Below are 22,836 nucleotides of genomic sequence, written 5' to 3'. Positions count from 1 at the left end.
TCGCCAATCGCCAACGTCGCACAAGGGATGCCGGCGCAGCCACAGCCACTCTCCCCCCTCGAGGGGGAGATGCCCGGCAGGGCAGAGGGGGGCGCCTCGTGATACCCTCTGCAATCCTGGAATCCGCGCTCTACGTCACCGACCTTCCGGCCGCCGAAACGTTCTACACCGACATCCTCGGCCTCACCCTGCTCGGCAAGGTCGACGGCCGCCATCTCTTCTTCCGCTGTGGACCAGGCGTGCTGCTGGTATTCAATGCCGAAGCGACGAAAATACCTCCGGCGCCGGATGCCCGGCTGCCGGTGCCGCCGCACGGCGCGGTCGGCGAGGGTCACCTCTGCTTTGCCGCAACCGCCGCCGAAATCATGGCCTGGAAAGCGCATCTGGAGGCAAAAAGAATCGCCATCGAAAGCGAATTCGAATGGCCGCAAGGTGGCCGTTCGCTCTATATACGCGACCCCTCGGGCAATTCGATCGAGTTCGCCGAGCCGAGAATCTGGGGCCTTTGATGCATACACTTGATGGCAAGAAGATCGTCGTCGCCAGCCACAATGCCGGCAAGCTGCGCGAATTCGCCGATTTGATGGGGCCGTTCGGTTTCGAGGCGAAGTCGGCCAAGGACTATGGCCTGCCGGAGCCTGACGAGACCGGCACGACTTTCGAGGAAAACGCCTACATCAAGGCGCTGGCCGCCGCGAAGGCGACCGGCCTGCCGGCGCTGTCGGACGATTCTGGGCTCTGCGTCGACGCGCTCGACGGCGCGCCCGGCGTCTACACCGCCAACTGGGCCGAAACCGCTGACGGCAGCAGGGATTTCGCCATGGCCATGCAGCGCACCGAAGTGGCGCTGCAGGAGGTCGGCGCCGCCTCGGCCGAGCAGCGCAAGGGCCGCTTCGTCGCCGTCATTTGTCTCGCGTTTCCCGACGGCGCGGCCGAATATTATCGCGGCGAGGCCGAGGGCACGCTGGTCTGGCCGCCGCGCGGCGAGCTTGGCTTCGGCTATGATCCGGTGTTCTTGCCCAATGGCTTCGACAAGACGTTCGGCGAGATGAGCGCCGAGGAAAAACACGGCTGGAAACCCGGCCAGCCGACGGCGCTGTCGCATCGCGCCCGCGCCTTCCAGAAATTCGCCCAGGCACGGTTGAATACGCTCGGATCGGGTTCGGCATGATTGGACACGGCATGACCATGCCGCTCGACCGGACGCCCGGCTTCGGCGTCTACATCCACTGGCCGTTCTGCGCGGCCAAATGCCCCTATTGCGATTTCAACAGCCATGTCCGCCACCAGCCGGTCGACCAGGAGCGCTTTGCCGCCGCCTTTGAGGCGGAACTGGCGACGATGCGCCAGCGCACCGGACCGCGCGAGGTCACCAGCATCTTCCTCGGTGGCGGCACGCCGTCGCTGATGAAGCCGGAAACCGTTGCCAGGGTCCTGGACGCCGTGGCCAAGAACTGGACCGTGCCTGACGGCATCGAAGTGACGCTGGAGGCCAACCCGTCCTCGGTCGAAGCCGAACGCTTTCGCGGCTATCGCACGGCCGGCGTCAACCGCGTCTCGCTCGGCGTGCAGGCGCTGAACGACAAGGATTTGCGCTTCCTCGGCCGTCTGCACAATGTCGATGAGGCGCTCCACGCCATCGGGCTCGCGCGCGAAATCTTCCCGCGCCTGTCCTTCGACCTGATCTACGCCCGGCCCGGCCAGACGCCGGAAGCCTGGGCCGCCGAGCTCGAACAGGCGATCGGCCACGCCGCCGACCATCTGTCGCTCTACCAGCTGACCATCGAGGAAGGCACGCCCTTCCACGCCCTGCATGCGGCGAAGAAGTTCGCCATTCCCGACAATGACCACGCCGCCGACCTCTATGCGCTGACGCAGGAGATTACGTCCGCGCACGGCCTGCCGGCTTACGAGATTTCCAACCACGCCCGGCCGGGCGCCGAGAGCCGGCACAACCTGACCTATTGGCGCTATGGCGAATATGTCGGCGTCGGCCCCGGCGCGCATGGCCGCTTCGTCGAGAACGGCCATCGCACGGTGACGATCGCCGAGCGGATGCCGGAGACCTGGGCCAATCTGGTCGAGGCCAAGGGTCATGGCGTCACCGGGGGCGAGATCCTGACCCGCTCGGAAGAGGCCGACGAGTTCCTGCTGATGGGGCTGAGGCTGGCCGAAGGCATCGACCTCTCGCGCTACGAGGCGTTTTCCGGCCGCGGCCTGTCGAGCGCGCGGCTGTCGGTTCTGCAGGGCGAGGGGCTGGTGGCGCCGATCGGCAATGCGCGGCTCCGCGCCACGCCGGCCGGCATGATCGTGCTCGACGCCGTGGTGGCGGATCTGGCGCGCTAATCCTTTGAAAAACGTTCTCTTTGTCTGCAGCCAGAACCGCTTGCGAAGCCCGACCGCCGAGCAGGTGTTTTCAACGCGCAGGGATATCGAGGTGGCGTCGGCGGGCACAAACCACGATGCCGACACGCCGCTGACGCATGAGCTGGTCGCCTGGGCCGACATCATCTTCGTCATGGAAAAGGTGCACCGCACCAAACTGCAGAAGAAATTCAAGGCGAGCCTGAGGAAGGCCCGGGTCATCTGCCTCGATATACCTGACAACTACGAATTCATGGATCTGGAGCTGATTGACCTTCTGAAGGCGCGAGTCGCACGGTATCTCCAGTGAACCAGATCCTCGCCATCCTCTGATCCGCGCCGCATCACCCCGCCCAAGATGACGAAGCGCGAGCAGTCACGGAGGTCGCGCTGGTCAGGCGTCGTGCTTGAAACGGCGCTTGCCGCGATCTTTCTCGGCATGCGTTTGTCCGCTCCGCGCCGGTTTGGCGTCGGCCTTTTCGCGGCGAACGCTGTGCTGGTCGTTCATCGGATGCGGCGGCACGCCTTGCCTGGCGGTTTTCGTTTCAAGGCGGGTGATGAAGATATCGAAGCGATTGGGCATCGTACGGTCAGTGCTCCGTCGTGCTGTCTGGTTCGTTGTCGGAAATCCTGACATTCGTAGGCAAGGCGGTTGCCGCCTGCTTGGTCAGGCTGGTGTCGGTCTTGGCAGGCAGGCGCTTGTCCCTGGGTGCGGCAACGCGCTTGCGGCCGGCATAATAGGGTTCGAAAGCGTCCTGTATCTTCAGGCTGTCCATCCTGTCCTCCCTTTAGGAATCAGGGGCTAAATCTGCCAATTCCGGTTTGGTTCCCCACTGTGGCGAAGGCATGGCGATTGCCTTACATCGGCGTGAGCTTTTGCAAGCCGGCATCAGCCATGCCAAACAAGGGTTTGGCAGGCCAAACAAGATCTGGCAGGCCAAACAGGGCCGAATGGAGACTTGATCAGTGACCGACGAGACGGGCAGACGCAGCTATGTGGTCGGGCAGACCGAAATTCCCGCCCGTCCGCTCGAGCCGGCGCTCTATCTGGTGGCGACCCCGATCGGCAATCTCGCCGACATCACGCTGCGCGCGCTGGAGACGCTGGCCGCCGCCGACATCGTCGCTTGCGAGGACACCAGGGTGTCGCGCGTGCTGCTCGACCGCTACGGCATCCGCCGCCGCACCACGGCCTATCATGAGCACAATGCCGGCGAGGCCGGGCCGAAACTGATCGCAGCACTTCAGGCCGGACAGAGCGTGGCGCTGATTTCCGATGCCGGCACGCCGCTGGTCTCCGATCCCGGCTACCGGCTGGTCGGCGAGGCGATCGAGCACGGCATTCGCGTCGTGCCGATCCCCGGCCCGTCGGCGCCGCTGGCCGCGCTCACCGCGTCCGGCCTGCCGTCCGACGCCTTCCTGTTTGCCGGGTTTCTGCCTGTGAAATCAGGGCAGCGGCTGACGCGGCTGGAGGCGCTGAAGGCAGTACCGGCAACACTGATCTTCTTTGAATCGCCGCGCCGGCTGGCCGAATCGCTTGGCGCCATGGTCGAGGCACTCGGCGGCGAACGCAAGGCCGCCATCGGCCGCGAATTGACCAAGACCTTCGAGGAAATGCGCACCGGCACATTGCAGGCACTGGCCGACCACTACGCAGCCGCCGATACGCCGAAGGGCGAGATCGTAGTCTGCGTCGGCCCGGCCGAGGCCAAGGCGGACGAGCCCGCCGATATCGATCGCCTGTTGCTGTCGCTCGCCGCCGAAATGCCGGCCTCCAAGGCGGCGGCGGAAGCGGCAAAGATGACCGGCGGCCAGAAACAGGCACTCTACCGGCGGCTGCTGGAACTCAAGGATGCCTCCGGAGAGGGCAGTGGCTGAGCGCCCGAGCGCCAGCCGCCAAAAGGCCTATCGGCGCGGCCATCGCGGCGAATGGCTGGCCGCCGCCGCGCTGATGCTCAAGGGCTACCGCATTCTCGCGCGCCGCCATCGCACCCGCTTCGGCGAGATCGACCTGATCGCGCGGCGCGGCGACCTGGTTCTGTTCGTCGAGGTCAAGGCGCGGCGTTCGCTGATGGAAGCCATGGAAGCGATCGGCCACGAATCGGAACGCCGCATCGAGGCCGCCGCCGACATTTGGCTGTCACGCCAGCCCGACTATGGCAGGCTGTCGATGCGCTTCGACATGGTCGCGGTGCTGCCCTGGCGCTGGCCGGTGCATGTCGAGAATGCGTTTTATGGGCGGAATTGACCAAAAGCTTGTGCGAGGCCGCCCCCTCATCCGGCCGCTGCGCGGCCACCTTCTCCCCGTTGGGGAGAAGAGACTACGCCGGCGCTGACAGGCTCCTCTCCCCTCGGGGAGAGGTCGGATTGTCCCGAATGGCCCTTCGCAATTCGGTTGGCAATCCGGGTGAGGGGGAGCCTACAACGATGCGCGTTCGCTCACCCCCAGATCATCAACGCCACCAACCCGACACCACCCACCACCAGCCGCCACCAGCCGAACAGCGAGTAGCCGTTGCGCGAGACGTAATCGAGCAGGTAGCGCACCACGATGAGCGCGGTAACGAAGGCGGCGACGAAGCCGATGGCGATGATCGGCAGGTCGGCCGATGTCAGCACGTTGCGGTTCTTGAACAGGTCGAAGGCAAAGGCGCCGACCATGGTCGGGATGGCCAGGAAGAAGGAAAACTCCGCCGCCGCGCGCTTGTCGACACCCAAAAGCAGCGCGCCGACAATGGTCGAGCCGGAGCGCGACGTGCCGGGGATCAGCGACAGGCACTGGAACAGCCCGATCTGCAGGTAAAGCCGGGTGGGGAAGCGCTCGACGTCGCGATAGACCGGCTTCAGGTTCATGCGGTCGACCGCCAGCAGGACGACGCCACCGATGATCAGCATGATGCAGATCAGCCGTGGCGATTCGAACAGCACCGTCTTGATGAAATCATGCGCCAGCGCGCCGATGATCGCCGCCGGCAGGAAGGCGATCAGGATGCCGATGACGAAATGCCGCGTCAGCCGGTCATGCGGCAAATCGAGCAGCATCTGCCACAGGCGGCGGAAATAGACGCTCAAAATCGCCAGGATGGCGCCGAGCTGGATCAGGATCTCGAAAGCCTTGCCGGTGGAGTTGAAGCCGAGGAAATGGCCGGCGAGCAGGATATGGCCGGTCGAGGACACCGGAATGAACTCGGTCAGCCCCTCCAGCAGGCCGAGCAGCAGGGCTTCGACGATGGTCTGGCTTTCCATGGCTACCTCGGCTTTGCGCGACGGCTAACAGAACGGCTTGCTTGTCATGGCGTTGAACTCCCCCTATAGGTCGCAACACCCCTGACGGCCCGCTAACCGGGCGGCCAAGACTTACCGGTGCGCCCGGCGATTCGCCAGTGCGCTTTATCATCGCGGAACCATGCTGACGCTTTTCCACCATCCGATGTTCGCAACCTGCCGCTTCGTCCGCCTCGCCTTTGGCGAGTATGGCGAGGAACTGGCGCTGATCGAGGAAAAGCCGTGGACGCGGCGCAAGGAGTTTCTGGCGCTGAACCCGGCCGGCACGCTGCCGATCCTGCTCGCCGAAGGCGATGTGCCGATCGTCGGTGCGACGGTGATCTCGGAGTATCTCGACGAGACGCGCGGCGTCTTGAAGCGCGACAAGCGGCTGTTCGCCGAGGATCCGATGCAGCGCGCCGAAATCCGCCGGCTGATCGACTGGTACCTCAACAAGGCCGAAAGCGAAGTCACCCGCCATCTGGTGCGTGAACGCGTGCTGAAGCCCGTCATGCCGGAAACGGCGGGCGGCGGCTCGCCCGATTCGGGCGCCATCCGCGCCGCGCGCGCCAACATCCGCCAGCACATGAAGTACACCAACTGGCTGGCCGGCACCCGCCATTGGCTGGCCGGCGGCCGGGTCACCTATGCTGATCTGGCCGCCGCCGCGACGTTGTCGGTGCTCGATTATCTCGGCGAGATCGACTGGCGCGAACACCCTGCTGCGCGCGAATGGTACACTAGGGTGAAGTCGCGGCCCTCCTTCCGGCCGCTCTTGACCGACCGCGTGCGCGGCCTGTCGCCGGTGTCGCATTATGCGGACCTCGATTTCTGACGCCGCAAAACTGCGCGCGCTGATCGACGCGGAGGCGCAGCGCGCCGGCTTCGATGCCATTGCCGTCACCTCTCCCGATGCCATCCCGCTGGCGCCGGCGCGCCTGGCCGAATTCGTCGCCGACGGTTTTCACGGCTCGATGGAGTGGATCGCCGAGACGATTGCGCGGCGCAGCGAGCCTTCCACGCTTTGGCCCGACGTGCGCTCGATCGTCGTGCTGGCGATGAATTACGGGCCGGATCATGATCCGCGCGACCTGCAGGCCAGGCACAACCTGGGCGCCATCTCCGTCTACGCGAAGAACCGCGATTATCACGATGTGATCAAAGGCCGGCTGAAGGAAATCGCCGGCAAGATCGTGGCGCGCGCCGGCGGCGACGTGAAGGTGTTCGTCGATACCGCTCCGGTGATGGAAAAGCCGCTGGCGCAAGCCGCTGGCCTCGGCTGGCAGGGAAAACACACCAATCTGGTCAGTCGCGAACACGGCTCCTGGCTGTTCCTCGGCACCATCTTCACCACGGCCGAACTCACACCCGACCACGCCGAGATCGACCATTGCGGCTCATGCCGCGCCTGCCTCGACGCCTGCCCGACCGATGCTTTCCCGGCGCCCTACCGGCTCGATGCGCGGCGCTGCATTTCCTACCTCACCATCGAGAACAAGGGGCCGATCCCGCATGAATTCCGCGAAAAAATCGGCAACCGCATCTATGGCTGCGACGATTGTCTGGCCGCCTGCCCATGGAACAAGTTCGCGCGGACAGCGTCGGAAGCCAAACTCGCCGCGCGCGACGATTTGCGCGAGCCGGCGCTCGCCGACCTGCTCGAACTGGACGACACGGCCTTCCGCGCCTTCTTCTCCGGCTCGCCGATCAAGCGCATCGGCCGCGACCGTTTCGTGCGCAACGTGCTGATCGCCGCCGGCAATTCCGGCGATGCCGCTCTGGCCGTCCCGGTGCGTGCGTTGCTCGCCGATCCCTCGCCGCTGGTGCGGGGCGCGGCAATATGGGCGCTGGCGCGGCTGGTGCCCGATGCCGAATATGCGGAGCGGGCCGTGACCGGTCTGGAAACCGAGAACGATGCGGCGGTGCGCGAGGAATGGCGCCTGGCGCGGCCAGACAGGGCGCATGCATGAGCCAAAAGCAGATCTTCATCTTCGGCGCCGGCTATTCCGGCAAGGCCTTTGCCCGCGCCAACAAGGATGCCGTTGCCATCCTTGGCACGACGCGGTCCGAGGAAAAATTCGCGTCGCTGCGCCAGGCCGGCATCGCCCCGCTGCAGTTTGACGGCACGCTTACGGACGAAATCGGCGCGGCGCTGGAGGAAACGACGCATCTGGTGATTTCGGTTGCCCCGGAAGAGGCCGGCGACCCCGTCTTGAATGCCGCCCGGGCGGCAATCGCAGGGATGCCGGCACTGGAATGGATCGCATATCTCTCGACCGTCGGCGTCTATGGCGACTACGGCGGCGCCTGGGTCAACGAAAAGACCACCTGCCGGCCGGTGTCGAAGCGCTCTGTCATGCGGGTCGAGGCCGAGCAGGCGTGGCTGAAACTCGGCGAGGAAATCGGCCGGCCGGTGGCGATCCTGCGTCTGTCCGGCATTTACGGCCCGGGCCGCAATGCGCTGGTCAATCTGGAGAGCGGCACCGCAAGGCGGCTGGTCAAGCCCGGCCAGGTGTTCAACCGCATCCATTGCGACGATATCGCCGGCGCGCTCTGGCAGCTTATCGCAGGCAACACAGGCGGCATCTTCAACGTCACCGATGATGAGCCGGCGCCGCCGCAGGATGTCGTCGCCTATGCCGCGTCGCTGATGGGCGTCGAGCCGCCGCCGGAAATTCCTTTCGAGACCGCCCAACTTTCGCCCATGGCACGGTCCTTCTATGGCGAGAACAAGCGTGTCGCCAATGCGGCGATCAAGGCGGCGGGCTATGGCTTTCGCTTTTCGGACTACCGCGCCGCCTTCGACCATATGTGGGCAAGCGGCGACTGGCGCGACGGCGAGGCGCGCAGCCCGATAAAGTGCTGATTGCGCCAAGGGGTAGGGCGATCGAAGCACGTTGCGTTGCGTGCTATGATTTGGGCCTGGGATTGCAGTGGGGATCCGGTTTCATGAAGACAGCGATGCGGCTCGGCAAGAAATCACTGCTGGCAGCGGTGTTCTGTCTGCTTGGTCTTGCCGCGCAGCCGGCACTGTCCGAGGAACGGGCCAAGGACCTGTTCGGCGCCGAGAAACTGCCGACCGCGACCGCTCCGCAATCCTTCGGCTTCTATTCCAAGGGTTGCTTCGCCGGCGGTGTCGCCATCCCCATGGACGGCCCGACCTGGCAGGTCATGCGGCCCTCGCGCAACCGGCGCTGGGGCCATCCGGCGATGATCGCGCTGATCGAGAAACTGTCGCGCGACGCTGCTGCCGATGGCTGGCCGGGCCTTTTGATCGGCGACATTTCGCAGCCGCGCGGCGGCCCGATGATGACAGGCCATGCCTCGCACCAGATCGGGCTCGACGCCGACGTCTGGCTGACGCCGATGCCGGACCGCACCATGACCAGGGCGCAGCGCGAATCGATGAGCGCCACCTTGATGGTCGACGAGAAGACCCATCTGGTAAAGGACGCGCTGTGGACGCCGCAGCACACCGCGCTCTTGAAGCGGGCGGCGAGCTACGCGCAAGTCGAGCGCATCCTGGTCAATCCCGGGATCAAGAAAAAGCTCTGCGACACCGTCAAGGGCGACCGCGGCTGGTTGCGCAAGATCCGGCCGTTCTGGGGCCACGACTATCATTTCCACATGCGCATCGGCTGCCAGCCGGGCTCGCCCAACTGCAAGGCGCAGGAGGCGACGCCGGATGATGACGGCTGCGGCAAGCCGCTGGCCTGGTGGTTCACCGAAGAACCGTGGCGGCCCAACAAGAACCCGGATGCGCCGAAGGCACGCGACGTGATGACCATGGCCAACCTGCCCAAGGAATGCCGCGCCGTGCTCGAAGCGCCGGGGCCAGAGTCAGCCGAGGCGGCGACCTATCATGGCAGCGCCGTGCCGGTCGCGGTCGCCGCACCCGAACCGGAAACGCCGCCTCAGCCTGCCGCCACGGCCAGTGGCGGGGCCGATTTGCCAGGCGCGGCAAATGCTTTCGCGGCGACCCCCAGAATGGGCGCGCCGGTGCCACGGCCACGGCCGCCAGCGAAATGACGGCGCTCTAGCGTCCGGTTTGAGCTGGGGAATGGGCAAACCTCCGAAGTCGGCGCAGCCCTTCATTGCCCTGCCGGGCATTTCTCCCCGTAAACAGGGCGAAAGAAGCCTGCCTGGACGCGGGCGCCCTTCTTGCCGCGTCAATGCGGGGCGGCGCCAGCGCTCGAAAACTGACACTCAAGCGGCTTTCCCTTTGCGGGGCCATGCGCTAGTCAACGACGAGGCGGTGAGAGGCTGCCGAGAACGAGGCGGACGAAGAGCATGGCAGGCGACGACGAAACAGCTTTGCGGTTTCCGATCCTGATCGGCGACATTGGCGGCACCAATGCGCGCTTTTCGATCGTGCTCGACGCCAATTCCGAACCGACCGAGCCGCAGATCGTCCAGACCGCCAATTTCAACACGATCGACGAGGCGATCCAGGCGGCGGTGCTCGACCGCTCGTCGGTCCGCCCCAATTCGGCGGTGCTGGCGGTGGCCGGTCCGGTCGATGGCGACGAGATCGAGCTCACCAACTGCCCCTGGGTCGTCAAGCCCAGGCAGATGTTCGCCAATCTCGGCCTGAGCGACATCGTCGTGCTCAACGATTTCGAGGCGCAGGCGCTGGCCGTCGTGGCGCTCGGCGAAGAACATATGGAAAAGATCGGCGGCGGCACGCCGGAGCCCAATGCCGGCCGCGTCGTGCTCGGCCCCGGAACCGGTCTCGGCGTCGCCGGGCTGGTCCATGCGCTGCGCCACTGGATTCCGGTGCCCGGCGAGGGCGGCCATATGGATATCGGCCCGCGCACGCCGCGCGATTTCGAGGTTTTCCCGCATATAGAGAAGCTCGAGGGCCGCATTTCGGGCGAGCAGATCCTGTGCGGGCGCGGCCTCGTCAACGTCTACCGGGCGGTGGCCAAGGCGGACGGCAAGCCCTCGCCCTTCACCACGCCGGCAGAGATCACCGGCGCGGCCCTGGCCAAGACCGATCCGGTGGCTGAGGAAGCGCTGGAGACCTTCGTTACGTGCCTCGGGCGCACCGCCGGCGATCTTGCCCTGGTGTTCATGAGCCGTGGCGGCGTGTTCTTGACCGGCGGAATCGCGCAGAAGATCGTGCCGGCGCTGAAGGAGGGCAATTTCCGCGCCGCCTTCGAGGACAAGGCGCCGCACAGCGCGCTGATGCGCACCATGCCCGTCTATGTCATCACCCACCCGCTGGCCGCACTTCTCGGCCTTGCCGCCTATGCAAGGAACCCGTCGCTGTTCGGCGTCCAGACGGCGGGCCGGCGCTGGCAGGCCTGAAACCCGGCTCGAAGCGCCCGGGCCGCCCGCGACGAAGTTAATCAGCCGCGGGCATAGGCAAGCCGGCCGCATGGCGCTAAGAGGAGTGCCGAATTACAGCCCGGTCCCTGGCGGAAAACCCACGAAGCTCCCGATTTGACACTTCAAGCTCCAAACAAGCAGAAAGCCAGCGTTGGCGAGGTCAACGCCGTGCTGCGCCGCATTCTCGCTGAAAACGGCCGCGATCATCGCTGGTCCTATGTCGTCGCCGTCTCCTGCATGCTGCTGGTGTCGGGCACGACCGCCTTCACGGCGTGGATCATGAGCCCGATCGTCAACCAGATCTTCTACGAACGGCGCGGCGATCTGGTGGTGTGGATTTGCGCCGGCATCATGGGCGCCTTCCTGGTGCGTGGTTTCGCCGGCTACGGCCAGGCGGTGGCGCTGGCCACGATCGGCAACAATCTGGTGGCGCGCTACCAGAAGCGCATCTTCGACCATCTGATGAAGCTCGGCGTGGGCTTCTTCAACGACACCCGCTCCGGCCGGCTGGCGGCGCAGGTCAACGAGAATGTCGGCGGCATCCGCGACCTCCTGTCGATCACGCTGACATCCATCACCCGCGACGCGGTGACCCTGGTCGGCCTTGTCGGCATCATGATCTACCAGGATCCGATCCTATCGCTGAGTTCGCTGCTGATCGGACCGCCGCTGATCTGGGCGGTTGTCTACCTGACGCGGCGCGTCCGGCGCATCACGCGGGAATCCGTGCTGATCAATTCCAGGCTGATCGGCGCCGTGCAGGAAGCCACGCAAGGCATCGCCATCGTCAAGGCCTTCACCATGGAGGACCAGCTGGCAAGCCGCATCGGCGCCTTGGCCGACACGGCCGAGCAGCGCTCGAACAAGATCGCCCGCGTCTCGGAGCGGCTGGCGCCGATTTCAGACATGCTGGCCGGCCTCGCCGTCACCTCCGTCATCGCCTATTCCGGCTACCGGGCGCTGGTTCTCGGCCAGCCGCCGGGCGCGGTGTTTTCCTTCATCACCGCGCTGATCCTGGCCTACGACCCCGCGAGGCGCCTGGCGCGCATGCAGGTCGGCATGGAGCGCGCGCTGGTCAACGCCCGCATGATCTACGAACTGCTCGACCTCGAGCCGCAGCAGGGCGACGCGCCGGATGCCGTCGAGGCACACTTCACGTCAGGCGAAGTGCGCTTCAACAATGTCTCCTTCCGCTATGTCGAGGAGATGCCGGTGCTGCAGGAGCTGAGCTTCGTCGCCGCCGCCGGCAAGATGACCGCCATCGTCGGCGCGTCGGGCGCCGGCAAGACGACGCTGGTGGCGCTGCTGCAGCGCTTCTACGATGTCGAGTCCGGCTCCATCGAGGTCGACGGGCAGGACATTTCCAAGGTGACGAAGCAGTCGCTGCGCGGCTCGATCGCTTATGTCTCGCAGTCGCCCTATCTGTTCGAAGGCACGATCCGCGACAACATCCGCTATGGCCGCATGTCTGCCACCGACGCCGAGATCGAGCGCGCGGCGAAACAGGCGGCGGCCGACGAGTTCATCCGCCAGCAGCCGCAAGGCTACGACACGCCGGTCGGCGAAGGCGGCTCGACCCTTTCCGGCGGCCAGCGCCAGCGCGTTTCGATCGCCCGCGCCATCGTGCGCCAGGCGCCGATCCTGCTGCTCGACGAGGCGACCTCGGCGCTCGACAACGAGGCGGAAGCGCGCGTCCAGGAAGCGCTGACCCATGTCATGGAAGGCCGCACGACGATCGTCATTGCCCACCGCCTGTCGACGGTGGTCAATGCCGACCACATCATCGTCATGGAACAGGGCAGGGTGGTCGAGGAAGGCTCCCATGCCGCGCTGATGGCCGACCCGCACAGTGTCTATGCACGGTTCCACCGGGTGCAGGGCAAGAAGGGGCTGGGGCTTGTCGACGACAGCGCACCGATCCAGACTTCGTCCCAGGACTTTGAGACCGAGGCCAGCGCCGGGAGCAAGGCATGAGCGAGACATCGGCAACAGCCGGCAAGCCGGCAGGCGACATGGGCCTTGTGGTGGTGGGCGCGGCCGGCCGCATGGGCCAGACGCTGATCCGCGCCATCCACACCATTCCGGGCGCCCGCGTCATCGGCGCGGTCGAACGCGCGGATTCGCCGCATCTCGGCAAGGATGCCGGTGAGCTGGCGGGCATCGGCATCATCAACGTGCCGATATCAGACGATCCGCTGCCGGTCTTTGCCAAGGCCGACGGCGTGCTCGACTTCACCACGCCGGCCTCGACCGTGGAATTCGCCGGCTACGCGGCGCAGGCGCGCATCGTCCATGTCATCGGCACGACCGGCTGTTCGGTCGACGACAATGCGAAAATCGCGGCGGCCGCGCGCCACGCGACGATCGTCAAATCGGGCAATATGAGCCTCGGCGTCAACCTGCTGGCGGTGCTGGTCGAGCAGGCGGCGCGTGCGCTCGACGCCGACGATTTCGACATCGAGATTTTGGAAATGCACCACAAGCACAAGGTCGACGCGCCATCAGGCACGGCACTGCTGCTCGGCGAGGCCGCTGCCGCCGGGCGCGGCATTGCGCTCGCCGGCAACGATGTGCGTTCACGCGACGGCCATACCGGCGTGCGAAAGCAGGGCACGATCGGCTTCGCCACGCTGCGCGGCGGCTCTGTGGTTGGCGACCACAGCGTCATCCTGGCCGGCACAGGCGAGCGCATCACGCTGTCCCATCACGCCGAGGACCGCGCCATCTTCGCCCGCGGCGCCGTCAAGGCGGCGCTCTGGGCACGCGGCAAGAAGCCGGGACTCTATTCGATGCGGGACGTGCTCGGCCTGAGCTGAAACGGCCAATCTGCCAAATTGCCAATCTGAAGGGAGCAAACATGTCGAGAACCCTCGTGCTCGTGCGCCATGGCCAGAGCGAATGGAATTTGAAAAACCTGTTCACCGGCTGGCGCGACGTCGACCTGACCGAGCAGGGCCACGCCGAGGCCAAGGCCGCCGGGCAAAAACTCAAGGCGCGCGGCCTGAAGTTCGACATCGCCTTCACCTCGGCGCTGACCCGGGCGCAGAAGACCTGCCAGCACATTCTCGACGCGGTGGGCCAGAGCGATCTGAAGACCATCCGCGACCAGGCGCTCAACGAACGCGACTATGGCGACCTCTCCGGCCTCAACAAGGACGATGCCCGCAAGAAATGGGGCGAGGAGCAGGTGCATGTCTGGCGCCGCTCCTACGACGTGCCGCCGCCCGGCGGCGAGAGCCTGAAGGACACCGGCGCCCGCGTCTGGCCCTACTACCTCCACGACCTGCAGCCGCACGTGCTGCGCGGCGGCACGGTGCTTGTCGCCGCCCACGGCAATTCGCTGCGCGCACTGATCATGGCGCTGGACGGCAAGTCGGGCGAGGAGATCGTCAAGCTGGAACTCGGCACTGGCGTACCGGTCATCTACCAGCTCAACGCCGATTCGACCGTGGCGTCGAAGGAAGTGCTGGAGGGCTGACGGCGATAAGCCTCGGTCATCAATTGTAAAAGTCGGCGCTGCCCCTCATCCCCCTGCCGGGACCTTCTCCCCGTATAGTGACGGGGAGAAGGGGCTGCTGGCCGAAACACCGGCGATTGGCGAAATCGGTGATGATAGCGTCCCTCTCCCGTCTCTATACGGGGAGAGGATGCCGGCAGGCAGGTGAGGGGCGGCGCCAACGCCCGAAACTGAGCCGGCGAGCATCGGCCCTCAAAAAAGCGCGTTGACAGCCATCGCTTGCCCGCTTACATGAGCCCGCACCAGCCCAGATGGCGGAATTGGTAGACGCGCACGGTTCAGGTCCGTGTTCCGCAAGGAGTGGAGGTTCGAGTCCTCTTCTGGGCACCATTTTTTCCCGACTACCAACGGGACGAGCGAATTCCTTCTCATAAATCTTGACCACGGACTTCGTCATTTCCGGGCGGATCATCGTCGCGGATCCCCGGGCTGAGGATGACGAAGCGCAGAGGCCAAACCTCCCCTCCTGGCCAGTCCCCGAACAAACCGCTTCAAACCGCGCGGCCTCTTCGCTACGCTCCCGCTCATGTCTCAATCCTCCACCGCAATCTTCGGCGCCCGTCGCGATCAGGCCTTTCCCACGCTGAGCGAGGCCGACATCGACCATATGCGCCGCTTCGGCGAGGCCAGCGCCTATGCCGCCGGCGAGCACATCATCAAGGCCGGCGATGTCGCGCCCGGCCTGATCGTCGTGCTGTCGGGCAAGGTCGATATCACGCAGGATGGGCTCGGCCGGCGCGAGACGATCGTCAGCCACGGCCCGGGCAGCTTCGTCGGCGAGCTGGCGCAGCTTTCGGCCCGGCCCTCGCTGGTCAATGCCGAGGCCGCCGAGCCGGTCGAGGCCTTCGTCATCCCCTCGCGGCGCGTGCGCGACCTGATGGTGCAGGAGGCCAATCTCGGCGAGCGCATCATGCGGGCGCTGATCCTGCGCCGCGTCGGACTGCTGGAAAGCGCCACCAGCGGTCCGATCATCATCGGACCATCAGGCAATGCCGACGTGCTGCGGCTGCAGGGTTTCCTGGCCCGCAGCGGCCAGCCGCACCGCGTGCTCGATTCCGGCAGCGACCCCTGCGCCAAAACCCTGGTCGAGCGCTTCGAGGTCGATCCGCACCATCGGCCGGTGGTGCTGTGCCCGAACGGCAGGCTGCTGATGAATCCGAGCGAGAAGGACCTCGCCCGCTGCATCGGCCTGCTCAGGCCGATCGACGCGGACACGCTTTATGATGTCGCCATTGTCGGCGCCGGGCCCGCGGGGCTGGCCGCGGCCGTCTATGCGGCGTCGGAAGGGCTGTCGACCATCGTGCTCGATTGCCGGGCCTTTGGTGGGCAGGCCGGCGCCTCCTCGCGCATCGAGAATTATCTCGGCTTCCCCACCGGCATCACCGGCATGGCGCTGATGGCGCGCGCCTACAACCAGGCGCAGAAATTCGGCGTCGAAATGGTGATCCCCGACGAGGCGAAGCTCTTGAGCGCGGCGACCGACAATTCAGGCGCCCGTTACCTGCTCGATGTCGGCGATGGCGAGACGGTGCGCACGCGCAGCGTGGTGATCGCCAGCGGCGCGCGCTACCGCCGCCTCGACGTCGCCAACCTGTCGCAGTTCGAGGGCACCTCCGTGCACTATTGGGCCTCGCCCATCGAAGGCCGGCTTTGCGCCAGCCAGGAAGTGGCGCTGGTCGGCGCCGGCAATTCGGCCGGCCAGGCGGCGGTCTACCTCGCCAGCCATGCGCGCAAGGTGGCGCTGCTGGCGCGCGGCGGCAGCCTCGATGCCTCGATGTCGCGCTATCTGGTCGAGCGTATCAAGGCGCAGCCGAACATCGAGGTGCTGACCGAGACCGAAATCGAGGCGCTGGACGGCGAGGACGGCAACCTTGCCACTGTCCGCTGGCGCAACCGCGTCAGCGGCGAGGAGACGACGCGCCCGATCCGCCATCTCTTCCTGTTCATCGGCGCCGACCCGAATACGGACTGGCTGTCGCAATGCAATGTGGCGCTGGATGCCAAGGGCTTCATCCGCACCGGATCGGAGCTCGGACCGGAACATGGCCTGATGGAGACCAGCCGCAGCGGCGTGTTTGCCATCGGCGACGTGCGTTGCGGTTCGGTCAAGCGCGTCGCGGCGGCCGTCGGCGAGGGCGCCCAGGTGGTCGCGGCCTTGCATGCCTATCTCGCGCGAGACGGCAGCCAAGCCGGCGCGACGCAAAGCATGATCCCGAAAAGTGGGAACCGGTTTTCGGAAAAGATCATGCTTCAACGAAAAGATAGCTAGGAGAGTGTGATGGCGGACGAATGCAAGCATGCGGCCGGGATCAAGGACGTGACGCCGAGCGCGCTCGGCTGCGAGGAATGCCTGAAAAGCGGCTCGTGGTGGGTGCATCTGCGGCTTTGCCGCACCTGCGGCCATGTAGGCTGCTGCGACGACTCGCCCAACCGCCACGCGACTAAGCATTTCCACGCCACCAGCCATCCCGTCATCGAGGGCTACGATCCGCCGGAAGGCTGGGGCTGGTGCTATGTCGACGAGGTCTTTCTCGACCTCGGCGACCGCACGACGCCGCAGAACGGCCCGATCCCAAGGTTTTATTGAGCCGGCCGGAAAGGAGTTGAACCGCTCGACGATCAAGAATCCGAAAAGCCCGGTTCGTCCGGGCTTTTTGTCGTTTTCGGGCGCGGCCAACGGGATCGTCGCCGGACAAAGCTTTGACATGATCGCGGCTAGTTTAGAAACATTCAAAACTGGAAGCCTCGCATGCAACCCACCTACACAAGCGCGCAGAAGGCCATTCACTGGGCGGTGTTTCTGCTGGTCATCGGCCTTTATGGCCTGACCTATCTGGAGGAGCTCTTTCCGCGCGGCGATCCCGGCCGCGCGTTCGTCTGGTGGCTGCACATTTCGTTCGGGCTGCTGCTTTTCGCGCTGGTCGTCATCCGTGTCGGCCTGCGCCTGGCGCTTGGGACGCCCGGACTGCCTCAGGAAATGTCACCGCTCGAACGATGGGCGGCCAAGGTCGCGCATCTTCTGCTTTACGCGCTGCTGGTGGCCATTCCTGTGCTCGGCATCCTGCTGACCTGGTACAGGGGCGATGCCTTGAGCTTCTTCGGTCTTTTCACCATCCCGGCTCCGGTTTCGCCGGATCGCGACACGGCCCGGTTCATCAGGGAGCTGCACAGCCTCTGCGCCAATTCGATCCTCATCCTTGCCGGCGTGCATGCGGCGGCGGCGCTGTGGCATCATTTCATCCGCAAGGACGACGTGCTCAAGCGCATGCTGCCGCAAAGCACGCCCTGACAGCGATCAGTCCCGCTTTGGCGTCGCCGGCGCGGGCGCCGGATTGTCGACGCTGTTCTCGTTCACCTGGAAGGCTTTGCCTTCGACCGGCTTTTTCTTCAGACGGTCGCCGGTCCGCGGCTGCGGCGGGTGCTCCGGGTTTTCTTCGGTGTTGTCGTTGACGTCGAGGGCTCGGGTCATCACGTCCTCCAGGTTCTGTCCTGGAACACAATGTCCGGCAGCGCGTGGGGTTCCTCGCGTCAGGGAAACGTCATGCCGGCTTGTGCTGTCGCACGATCCGCCATTCGTGCCAGATCAACACCATGACGGCAGCATCGAAGACGGTCAGCACCAGCAGGCCGAATGACTGGGTGTATGAGTAGCGGTAGACCTGGTAGATCATGAACAAGCCCAACGCCGCGAGCGATGCCGGATAAGACCAGAGCTTGCCTCGCAAAAGCCCGATAACCAGGGCAAGCTTTATCAGGCCGTGGCTGAGCAGGTAAAAGGCATAAAACTCCTTGCTGGCGATCGAGAAATGGCTGGCCATCTGCGACAGATGGCCAGCTATGAAATCATTCGGATCCTCGATCAGTTCATCCGCGGTGAGGGCGTTGACCCAGGAGGCGATGGTACCGGTCGTGACGACATAGAGCAGGATCCCGCCGATGGATTCGATCAGGGCGTGCACACCCTTCAGCCATACGCTGACTTCGAAGATCTGATGGATGCGGTGTTCATCGACGGGTTTCAAGAATCCACCTCACAACCAGCCACGGAAACCCACGCCAAATCGATGTAGCTTTAACACACTGGATAAATGCCGCGGCCGGCATCAGCCCGTTTCTCGATGAAACGATGATGGGCGTCTCCCAGATCGGGGTTCCTCTCATGGTGCGGCTGGCTTACTGCGAGAACTCCCGTCTGGACAATCTGGTGACCAAAATCCCCCAGCCAGGCGCGGGACGCGGCTTCGATCAGCCCACGAAGTAGCGATAGCCCAGCCATCCCGCCAGCGCGACCGAAGCGACCCAGATACAGGCGATGATCACCGCCGCGCCACGGCTCACCGGCCTGTCGACGGCAAGGGCGGCGGCCTCCCGGTGTTCCGCCATGACCTCGGGCGGTATCATCTTGACCACGGCAAGGATGCCCAAGGGGACCAGGATCGCGTCGTCGAGATAGCCAACCAGAGGGATGAAATCGGGAATCAGGTCGATCGGCGACAAGGCGTAACCTGCGACGCACACGGCAAGCGCCTTGGCGTACCACGGCGTTCGGGGATCGCGCGCGGCGAGGTAGAGCGCATGTACGTCGCGCTTGATCGTTCGTGCCCATTCACTCAGTGTCGCGGCCATTGGCGACCTTAGCGCCAAATGATGAGGCGCCGATAGCGCACGCCAACCGCCCGACACTCCTTCATGGCGTCCGCCTGTCAAGGCATGACACAAGTTCGGGGCTTCCCGACAGGCGGCTCGGAGCCGCTCCGCCTATCGCACGGACCCGGTGACCGTGCGGTCGACGTCGGGAACGGATTTGCGGTCGTTGCCGGCAAGGGCGGCTATGATCAGCAGGCTGGCGACGACGGGAACGAACAGCACGGCGACGCGGGCCTGTACATGAAGAATGGCGCGCCATTCGCTGCGCTTGTCGGGGCTGTCGCTCATCATACTCACTTTGCCATGGACCCCCCGAGGGGTCACATAGAGGTGAACGGTTAAGCAACTCCTTCCGACTTCGTTAACGGCGGACTTCAGGCGCGAAATCAGCTGAGCCCGATCCTTCTGGCGCCTTGCCGGAACAGCGCCTCGGCATCGGGGTCGAAGCGGAAGGTGCCGATGAAATCGTCGGCGCGATAATCAGGCAATGTCTTGCGTATGGCGGCGGCAAAGCCGCGCGCCTCGTCGAGGCGGCCGGCCAGCGCCAGGCAGTGCGCGGCGATCGCCAGGATGATGGTGTGCGCATTGGGCCGCGCCGCTGCCTTCAGTGCCCACTCGGCCGCCTCCTCGAACTGGCCGAGCCGTACATGCGACATGGCGCGCGACCCCAGCATGCCGAACAGCAGCGGGTCGAAGGGGCTGAGATGCCGCGAATGGTCCGACGAGCTTATCGCCGCCTGCGGGTCGCCCGACTGCGAATGGACGAAGGACAGCGCGTAATGGCCGAGCGCAAAATTGGGGCTGAGGTCCACCGCCCGCCCCAGTTCGGCGAGCGACCCGTCCCGCTCGCCGCGCAGCCACAGCGCCCGGCCCATCGCCCAGTGTGCGGCCGGATTGTGATCGTCGATCAGCAGGCTGTGGCCGGCGCTCTCATAGGCCAGCGCGCTTTCGCGGTCGCGGTCGCCCCAGCGCTGGAAGGCATTTTGCCAGTGGGTGAAGGACAGACCGGCATAGGCGCGGGCAAAGGTCGGGTCGAGCTGCAAGGCCTTGTCGAAGAAATGCCGCGCCTGCTCGTTCTCGGCCTGGGTGAAGCGGTACATGTGCCAGAGGCCACGATGATAGGCCTCCCAGGCGTTGAGCGAATTGGGCGCCTTCAGCATGGCGCGGTTGCGCTCGACCGTTTCGATCTCGGCCGAGATCGACGACACGATACTGTCGCCGATATCGTCGAGCACGGCGAAAAGGTCGTCGGGCCTGCGCTCGAAGGTCTCCGCCCAGACGATCCTGGCGGTGCGCACCTGGACCAGCTCGACGCTGACGATCAGCCGGCTGGCCGTGCTGCCCACCGTGCCGGTGGCGACATAGTCGACGCCAAGCTTTCTGCCGGCCTCCTCCGGTGCGATGGCTTTCTCGGCCAGCGCGAACACCGACCCGCGCGCGATGACGAAGAAATCCCTGAGCTTGGCAAGCCGGGTGATGATGTCGTGGGTGAAACCGTCGGCCAGCCCGCCGCGCGCGCCGCTTTCGTCGACAAACGGCATCACCGCCAGCGAAGCGTGGCTGGGTTCGACCGGACCGGCATCACCCGTTGGGGCCAATTGCGGTGATGTGGACGGGCCGGCCGGCTGCGCCTTGAGCGAGGTGCCGGACTGTTGGTCGCGGATTGTCTGCCAGGCCGCGCGAAGCGGGGCGAACTCCAGGTCCTCGGACCGAAACAACCGTTCCGCCGAAGCCAGATGCTGCTCGGCCGCGCCAATCTCGCCGCGCTTCGCCAGATTGGACAGCAAGGCCAGATGCGCGCGGGTGTCGAAGGGCGCCAGCTCGACCCATTTGTCGAGATGCGTGGACATTTCAGGCGAGCCGGCCGGATCGGTTGCAGCAAGCTGTTCCAATATGGCGGCGTGGAATGCGTGAAAACGCCGGCGCTGGGCGATCAGCCAGCTGTCGAAGAGCGGGCTTCGCTCGAGCACCAGTCCGTCGAGCAGATCGCCGGCGAAGAACTCTGCCAGCGCGCGCAGCCGCTCCGCATCCAGCGTGGCGATTCCTTGCGCGGCGGCGTGGCTGACCTCCAGCGCGTCGACAAGGCAGCCGTCGAGATCGAGCGCGACCGTATCGCCCTGGGTGGTGACCCGGCGCCGGTCCGGCGTGTCGAGGGCGGCGCGCAGCTTGCTCAGGCACCAGCGCAGTTCGCCGCGGGGATCGTTGGGCACGTCCCACAGCAGCTCGCACAGGCGGCCGCGACCCACGGCGTGCGGCGCCAGCGCCAGATAGGCCAACAGCGCGCGCAGCTTGCGCGAGGCCGGCAGCGCCACCGGCGCGCCATCACGCAGGATCTCCAGCGCTCCGAGCAGGCGCACGGAAAGCACCGGCCTGTCGCCGTCCAGCCTCGATGGTGCGGATTCCACGTCCGTTTCCACGCCTGCTCCCACGCTGGCCCGTCGGCCGATGCCCTATCACCAAACTCGACACGACGCATCCGGCGGCAAATCGCACGCCGCATGCGGCTGTTGCCGCATCGCCGGCACGTCAGTCCTAGCGCGGCAAGGTCTCGAAATCTCGCCGCCCAACCCGCCGGTTTGTAACCGGCCTGTGATGACAACGAGCACAGACAAGGAGTTCTTCCATGTTGCAGCAACGGAAAATCAGAACCACCGCCGGGCGCGGGCGCCTGTTCGACAGCATTCTGGACACGGTCGGCGACACGCCGGTGATCCGCATCAACAATCTCGGACCGGCCCATGCGACGATCTATGTCAAGGCCGAGTTCTTCAACCCCGCCGCCTCGGTGAAGGACCGGCTGGCGCTCAACATCATCGAGGAGGGCGAGCGCAGCGGCGCGTTGAAGCCCGGCCAGACGGTGGTCGAGGCGACCAGCGGCAACACCGGCATCGGGCTTGCCATGGTCTGTGCGCAGAAGGGTTATCCGCTGGTCGTCACCATGGCCGACAGTTTTTCGGTCGAGCGCCGCAAGCTGATGCGCATGCTCGGCGCCAAGGTGGTGCTGACGCCGCGCGCCGAAAAGGGTTTTGGCATGTACAAGAAGGCGGTCGAGCTGGCCGAGGCCAATGGCTGGTTCCTCGCCCGCCAGTTCGAGACCGCCGCCAACGCCGCCATCCACGAAGCCACCACGGCACGCGAAATCGTCAATGATTTCGCCGGCTCGCGGCTCGACTGCTTCGTCACCGGCTATGGCACCGGCGGCACCGTCGTCGGCGTGGCGCGCGTGTTGCGCCGCGAACGGCCGGACACCCGCATCGTGCTCTCCGAGCCGGCCAATGCCCAGCTTATCGGCAGCGGCAAGGCGCAGCAGCGCGGTGCCCATGGCGCGCCTGCGGCCAGCCATCCGGCCTTCGAGCCGCATCCCATCCAGGGCTGGACGCCGGATTTCATCCCCAATGTCCTGCAGGAAGCGATCGACACCAGCCTCTATGACGAGGTGATGCCGATCGCCGGGCCCGAAGGCATCAAATGGGCCAAGGCCCTGGCGCAGAAGGAAGGCATCTTCACCGGCATTTCCGGCGGCGCCACCTTCGCCGTGGCGCGGCAGGTCGCGGAGAAGGCGCCAGCCGGATCGGTGATCCTGTGCATGCTGCCCGACACCGGCGAGCGCTATATGTCGACGCCGCTGTTCGACGGCATCGAGGCCGAGATGGACGCCGACGAGATGGCGCTGTCGCGCTCGACGCCCGGCTGCCAGTTTCCGGCGGCTTGAC

Annotated in this window: 26 protein-coding genes and 1 tRNA gene; 19 read left to right on the top strand and 8 right to left on the bottom strand. The window is 65.6% G+C overall.

Translation table 11 applies throughout. The features are described 5' to 3' along the window. Nucleotides 1-98: 98 nt before the first annotated feature. From JG746_RS04010 to JG746_RS03995, 4 genes are read left to right on the top strand one after another with little or no spacing between them, the layout of a single operon-like run. Complete coding sequence (locus JG746_RS04010; RefSeq protein WP_202356995.1) at nt 99-509, top strand: VOC family protein; 411 nt, start codon at nt 99-101, stop codon at nt 507-509. Then, nucleotides 509-1,171 carry an RdgB/HAM1 family non-canonical purine NTP pyrophosphatase gene (gene rdgB / locus JG746_RS04005; protein ID WP_202356994.1) on the top strand — a complete coding sequence of 221 codons (663 nt, stop codon included), beginning with the start codon at nt 509-511 and terminating at the stop codon, nt 1,169-1,171. Before JG746_RS04010 ends, rdgB begins: the two co-directional genes overlap by 1 nt. A gap of 11 nt (nt 1,172-1,182) precedes the next feature. After that, nucleotides 1,183-2,346 carry a radical SAM family heme chaperone HemW gene (gene hemW / locus JG746_RS04000; RefSeq protein WP_244730662.1) on the top strand — a complete coding sequence of 388 codons (1,164 nt, stop codon included), beginning with the start codon at nt 1,183-1,185 and terminating at the stop codon, nt 2,344-2,346. A 4-nt stretch (nt 2,347-2,350) separates the two neighbouring features. Beyond that, nucleotides 2,351-2,674, top strand: coding sequence for a low molecular weight protein tyrosine phosphatase family protein (locus JG746_RS03995; protein ID WP_202356992.1), 324 nt, complete (start codon nt 2,351-2,353; stop codon nt 2,672-2,674). A gap of 84 nt (nt 2,675-2,758) precedes the next feature. On the opposite strand, the gene JG746_RS03990 is transcribed toward JG746_RS03995, so the two are convergent. Continuing rightward, entirely contained in the window at nt 2,759-2,947 is a 189-nt protein-coding gene (locus JG746_RS03990; protein ID WP_202356991.1) for a hypothetical protein, read from the bottom strand. Nucleotides 2,948-2,954: 7 nt separating this feature from the next. Continuing rightward, entirely contained in the window at nt 2,955-3,140 is a 186-nt protein-coding gene (locus JG746_RS03985) for a hypothetical protein (RefSeq protein WP_202356990.1), read from the bottom strand. A gap of 190 nt (nt 3,141-3,330) precedes the next feature. Here JG746_RS03985 and rsmI point away from each other — a divergent pair, with 190 nt between their 5' ends. Then, on the top strand, nt 3,331-4,242 hold the full coding sequence (gene rsmI / locus JG746_RS03980; RefSeq protein ID WP_202356989.1) for a 16S rRNA (cytidine(1402)-2'-O)-methyltransferase: 912 nt from the start codon (nt 3,331-3,333) through the stop codon (nt 4,240-4,242). After that, the gene (locus tag JG746_RS03975) at nt 4,235-4,612 is read left to right on the top strand and encodes a YraN family protein (protein ID WP_202356988.1); all 378 of its coding nucleotides are present in this window, start codon (nt 4,235-4,237) and stop codon (nt 4,610-4,612) included. The genes rsmI and JG746_RS03975 overlap by 8 nt, the downstream gene beginning before the upstream one ends. A gap of 191 nt (nt 4,613-4,803) precedes the next feature. On the opposite strand, the gene JG746_RS03970 is transcribed toward JG746_RS03975, so the two are convergent. Then, the gene (locus JG746_RS03970) at nt 4,804-5,610 is read right to left on the bottom strand and encodes an undecaprenyl-diphosphate phosphatase (protein WP_202356987.1); all 807 of its coding nucleotides are present in this window, start codon (nt 5,608-5,610) and stop codon (nt 4,804-4,806) included. 160 nt (nt 5,611-5,770) lie between these two features. Here JG746_RS03970 and JG746_RS03965 point away from each other — a divergent pair, with 160 nt between their 5' ends. The 12 genes from JG746_RS03965 (at nt 5,771) to JG746_RS03910 (ending at nt 17,765) form a co-directional block, all read left to right on the top strand. Continuing rightward, nucleotides 5,771-6,463 (top strand): glutathione S-transferase family protein, encoded by a 693-nt coding sequence (locus JG746_RS03965; protein ID WP_202356986.1) that lies wholly within the window; start codon nt 5,771-5,773, stop codon nt 6,461-6,463. After that, nucleotides 6,444-7,598 carry a tRNA epoxyqueuosine(34) reductase QueG gene (queG, locus tag JG746_RS03960; RefSeq protein ID WP_202356985.1) on the top strand — a complete coding sequence of 385 codons (1,155 nt, stop codon included), beginning with the start codon at nt 6,444-6,446 and terminating at the stop codon, nt 7,596-7,598. The genes JG746_RS03965 and queG overlap by 20 nt, the downstream gene beginning before the upstream one ends. Further along, a complete protein-coding gene (locus JG746_RS03955) occupies nt 7,595-8,494 on the top strand; it encodes an SDR family oxidoreductase (RefSeq protein WP_202356984.1) in 900 nt (299 codons plus the stop codon). The genes queG and JG746_RS03955 overlap by 4 nt, the downstream gene beginning before the upstream one ends. Nucleotides 8,495-8,577: 83 nt before the next feature. Then, nucleotides 8,578-9,657 carry a penicillin-insensitive murein endopeptidase gene (mepA, locus tag JG746_RS03950; protein ID WP_202356983.1) on the top strand — a complete coding sequence of 360 codons (1,080 nt, stop codon included), beginning with the start codon at nt 8,578-8,580 and terminating at the stop codon, nt 9,655-9,657. A gap of 261 nt (nt 9,658-9,918) precedes the next feature. Then, nucleotides 9,919-10,938, top strand: a complete 1,020-nt coding sequence (locus JG746_RS03945) for a glucokinase (protein ID WP_202356982.1) — start codon at nt 9,919-9,921, stop codon at nt 10,936-10,938. A 135-nt stretch (nt 10,939-11,073) separates the two neighbouring features. Beyond that, on the top strand, nt 11,074-12,933 hold the full coding sequence (locus JG746_RS03940; protein WP_202356981.1) for an ABC transporter ATP-binding protein: 1,860 nt from the start codon (nt 11,074-11,076) through the stop codon (nt 12,931-12,933). Next, nucleotides 12,930-13,775, top strand: a complete 846-nt coding sequence (dapB, locus tag JG746_RS03935) for a 4-hydroxy-tetrahydrodipicolinate reductase (RefSeq protein WP_202356980.1) — start codon at nt 12,930-12,932, stop codon at nt 13,773-13,775. Before JG746_RS03940 ends, dapB begins: the two co-directional genes overlap by 4 nt. 41 nt (nt 13,776-13,816) lie before the next feature. Beyond that, the gene (locus tag JG746_RS03930; protein WP_027055589.1) at nt 13,817-14,437 is read left to right on the top strand and encodes a 2,3-bisphosphoglycerate-dependent phosphoglycerate mutase; all 621 of its coding nucleotides are present in this window, start codon (nt 13,817-13,819) and stop codon (nt 14,435-14,437) included. 284 nt (nt 14,438-14,721) lie between these two features. Further along, nucleotides 14,722-14,806, top strand: a tRNA-Leu gene (locus JG746_RS03925). Between the two features lie 196 nt (nt 14,807-15,002). Then, nucleotides 15,003-16,745, top strand: a complete 1,743-nt coding sequence (locus JG746_RS03920; RefSeq protein ID WP_244730661.1) for an FAD-dependent oxidoreductase — start codon at nt 15,003-15,005, stop codon at nt 16,743-16,745. 9 nt (nt 16,746-16,754) lie between these two features. After that, on the top strand, nt 16,755-17,063 hold the full coding sequence (locus JG746_RS03915; RefSeq protein ID WP_015314705.1) for a UBP-type zinc finger domain-containing protein: 309 nt from the start codon (nt 16,755-16,757) through the stop codon (nt 17,061-17,063). A gap of 162 nt (nt 17,064-17,225) precedes the next feature. Continuing rightward, nucleotides 17,226-17,765, top strand: coding sequence for a cytochrome b (locus JG746_RS03910; RefSeq protein ID WP_202356979.1), 540 nt, complete (start codon nt 17,226-17,228; stop codon nt 17,763-17,765). 6 nt (nt 17,766-17,771) lie between these two features. Here JG746_RS03910 and JG746_RS03905 read toward each other — a convergent pair whose 3' ends face one another. The 5 genes from JG746_RS03905 to JG746_RS03885 form a co-directional block, all read right to left on the bottom strand. Beyond that, the gene (locus tag JG746_RS03905) at nt 17,772-17,945 is read right to left on the bottom strand and encodes a hypothetical protein (protein WP_202356978.1); all 174 of its coding nucleotides are present in this window, start codon (nt 17,943-17,945) and stop codon (nt 17,772-17,774) included. A 70-nt stretch (nt 17,946-18,015) separates the two neighbouring features. Beyond that, nucleotides 18,016-18,498 carry a DUF2127 domain-containing protein gene (locus JG746_RS03900; RefSeq protein ID WP_202356977.1) on the bottom strand — a complete coding sequence of 161 codons (483 nt, stop codon included), beginning with the start codon at nt 18,496-18,498 and terminating at the stop codon, nt 18,016-18,018. 223 nt (nt 18,499-18,721) lie between these two features. Continuing rightward, on the bottom strand, nt 18,722-19,102 hold the full coding sequence (locus JG746_RS03895) for a YkvA family protein (protein ID WP_202356976.1): 381 nt from the start codon (nt 19,100-19,102) through the stop codon (nt 18,722-18,724). 132 nt (nt 19,103-19,234) lie between these two features. After that, complete coding sequence (locus tag JG746_RS03890) at nt 19,235-19,411, bottom strand: hypothetical protein (protein WP_167334885.1); 177 nt, start codon at nt 19,409-19,411, stop codon at nt 19,235-19,237. Between the two features lie 98 nt (nt 19,412-19,509). Continuing rightward, complete coding sequence (locus JG746_RS03885) at nt 19,510-21,528, bottom strand: transcriptional regulator (RefSeq protein ID WP_202356975.1); 2,019 nt, start codon at nt 21,526-21,528, stop codon at nt 19,510-19,512. A gap of 218 nt (nt 21,529-21,746) precedes the next feature. On the opposite strand from JG746_RS03885, the gene JG746_RS03880 reads away from it, so the two are divergent. Then, nucleotides 21,747-22,835, top strand: a complete 1,089-nt coding sequence (locus JG746_RS03880; protein WP_202356974.1) for a PLP-dependent cysteine synthase family protein — start codon at nt 21,747-21,749, stop codon at nt 22,833-22,835. The last annotated feature ends 1 nt before the right edge of the window (nt 22,836 follow it).

Origin of the sequence: Mesorhizobium sp. 113-3-3 (assembly GCF_016756495.1) — a bacterium.
GTDB lineage: Bacteria > Pseudomonadota > Alphaproteobacteria > Rhizobiales > Rhizobiaceae > Mesorhizobium.
The sequence above is the reverse complement of the archived record's forward strand: the minus strand, read 5'-3'. Positions and strand labels throughout refer to the sequence as shown.

Excerpts from the sequence above, each read along its gene's own strand:
- JG746_RS03905 (WP_202356978.1), bottom strand. The coding sequence starts at position 17,945 with ATGACCCGAGCCCTCGACGTCAACGACAACACCGAAGAAAACCCGGAG.
- JG746_RS03990 (WP_202356991.1), bottom strand. The coding sequence starts at position 2,947 with ATGCCCAATCGCTTCGATATCTTCATCACCCGCCTTGAAACGAAAACC.
- JG746_RS03915 (WP_015314705.1), top strand. The coding sequence starts at position 16,755 with ATGGCGGACGAATGCAAGCATGCGGCCGGGATCAAGGACGTGACGCCG.
- dapB (WP_202356980.1), top strand. The coding sequence starts at position 12,930 with ATGAGCGAGACATCGGCAACAGCCGGCAAGCCGGCAGGCGACATGGGC.
- mepA (WP_202356983.1), top strand. The coding sequence starts at position 8,578 with ATGAAGACAGCGATGCGGCTCGGCAAGAAATCACTGCTGGCAGCGGTG.
- JG746_RS03920 (WP_244730661.1), top strand. The coding sequence starts at position 15,003 with ATGTCTCAATCCTCCACCGCAATCTTCGGCGCCCGTCGCGATCAGGCC.
- rdgB (WP_202356994.1), top strand. The coding sequence starts at position 509 with ATGCATACACTTGATGGCAAGAAGATCGTCGTCGCCAGCCACAATGCC.
- JG746_RS03970 (WP_202356987.1), bottom strand. The coding sequence starts at position 5,610 with ATGGAAAGCCAGACCATCGTCGAAGCCCTGCTGCTCGGCCTGCTGGAG.
- JG746_RS03910 (WP_202356979.1), top strand. The coding sequence starts at position 17,226 with ATGCAACCCACCTACACAAGCGCGCAGAAGGCCATTCACTGGGCGGTG.
- JG746_RS03955 (WP_202356984.1), top strand. The coding sequence starts at position 7,595 with ATGAGCCAAAAGCAGATCTTCATCTTCGGCGCCGGCTATTCCGGCAAG.
- hemW (WP_244730662.1), top strand. The coding sequence starts at position 1,183 with ATGACCATGCCGCTCGACCGGACGCCCGGCTTCGGCGTCTACATCCAC.
- JG746_RS03930 (WP_027055589.1), top strand. The coding sequence starts at position 13,817 with ATGTCGAGAACCCTCGTGCTCGTGCGCCATGGCCAGAGCGAATGGAAT.
- JG746_RS03945 (WP_202356982.1), top strand. The coding sequence starts at position 9,919 with ATGGCAGGCGACGACGAAACAGCTTTGCGGTTTCCGATCCTGATCGGC.
- JG746_RS03890 (WP_167334885.1), bottom strand. The coding sequence starts at position 19,411 with ATGAGCGACAGCCCCGACAAGCGCAGCGAATGGCGCGCCATTCTTCAT.
- JG746_RS03965 (WP_202356986.1), top strand. The coding sequence starts at position 5,771 with ATGCTGACGCTTTTCCACCATCCGATGTTCGCAACCTGCCGCTTCGTC.
- JG746_RS03985 (WP_202356990.1), bottom strand. The coding sequence starts at position 3,140 with ATGGACAGCCTGAAGATACAGGACGCTTTCGAACCCTATTATGCCGGC.
- JG746_RS03880 (WP_202356974.1), top strand. The coding sequence starts at position 21,747 with ATGTTGCAGCAACGGAAAATCAGAACCACCGCCGGGCGCGGGCGCCTG.
- JG746_RS03895 (WP_202356976.1), bottom strand. The coding sequence starts at position 19,102 with ATGGCCGCGACACTGAGTGAATGGGCACGAACGATCAAGCGCGACGTA.
- queG (WP_202356985.1), top strand. The coding sequence starts at position 6,444 with ATGCGGACCTCGATTTCTGACGCCGCAAAACTGCGCGCGCTGATCGAC.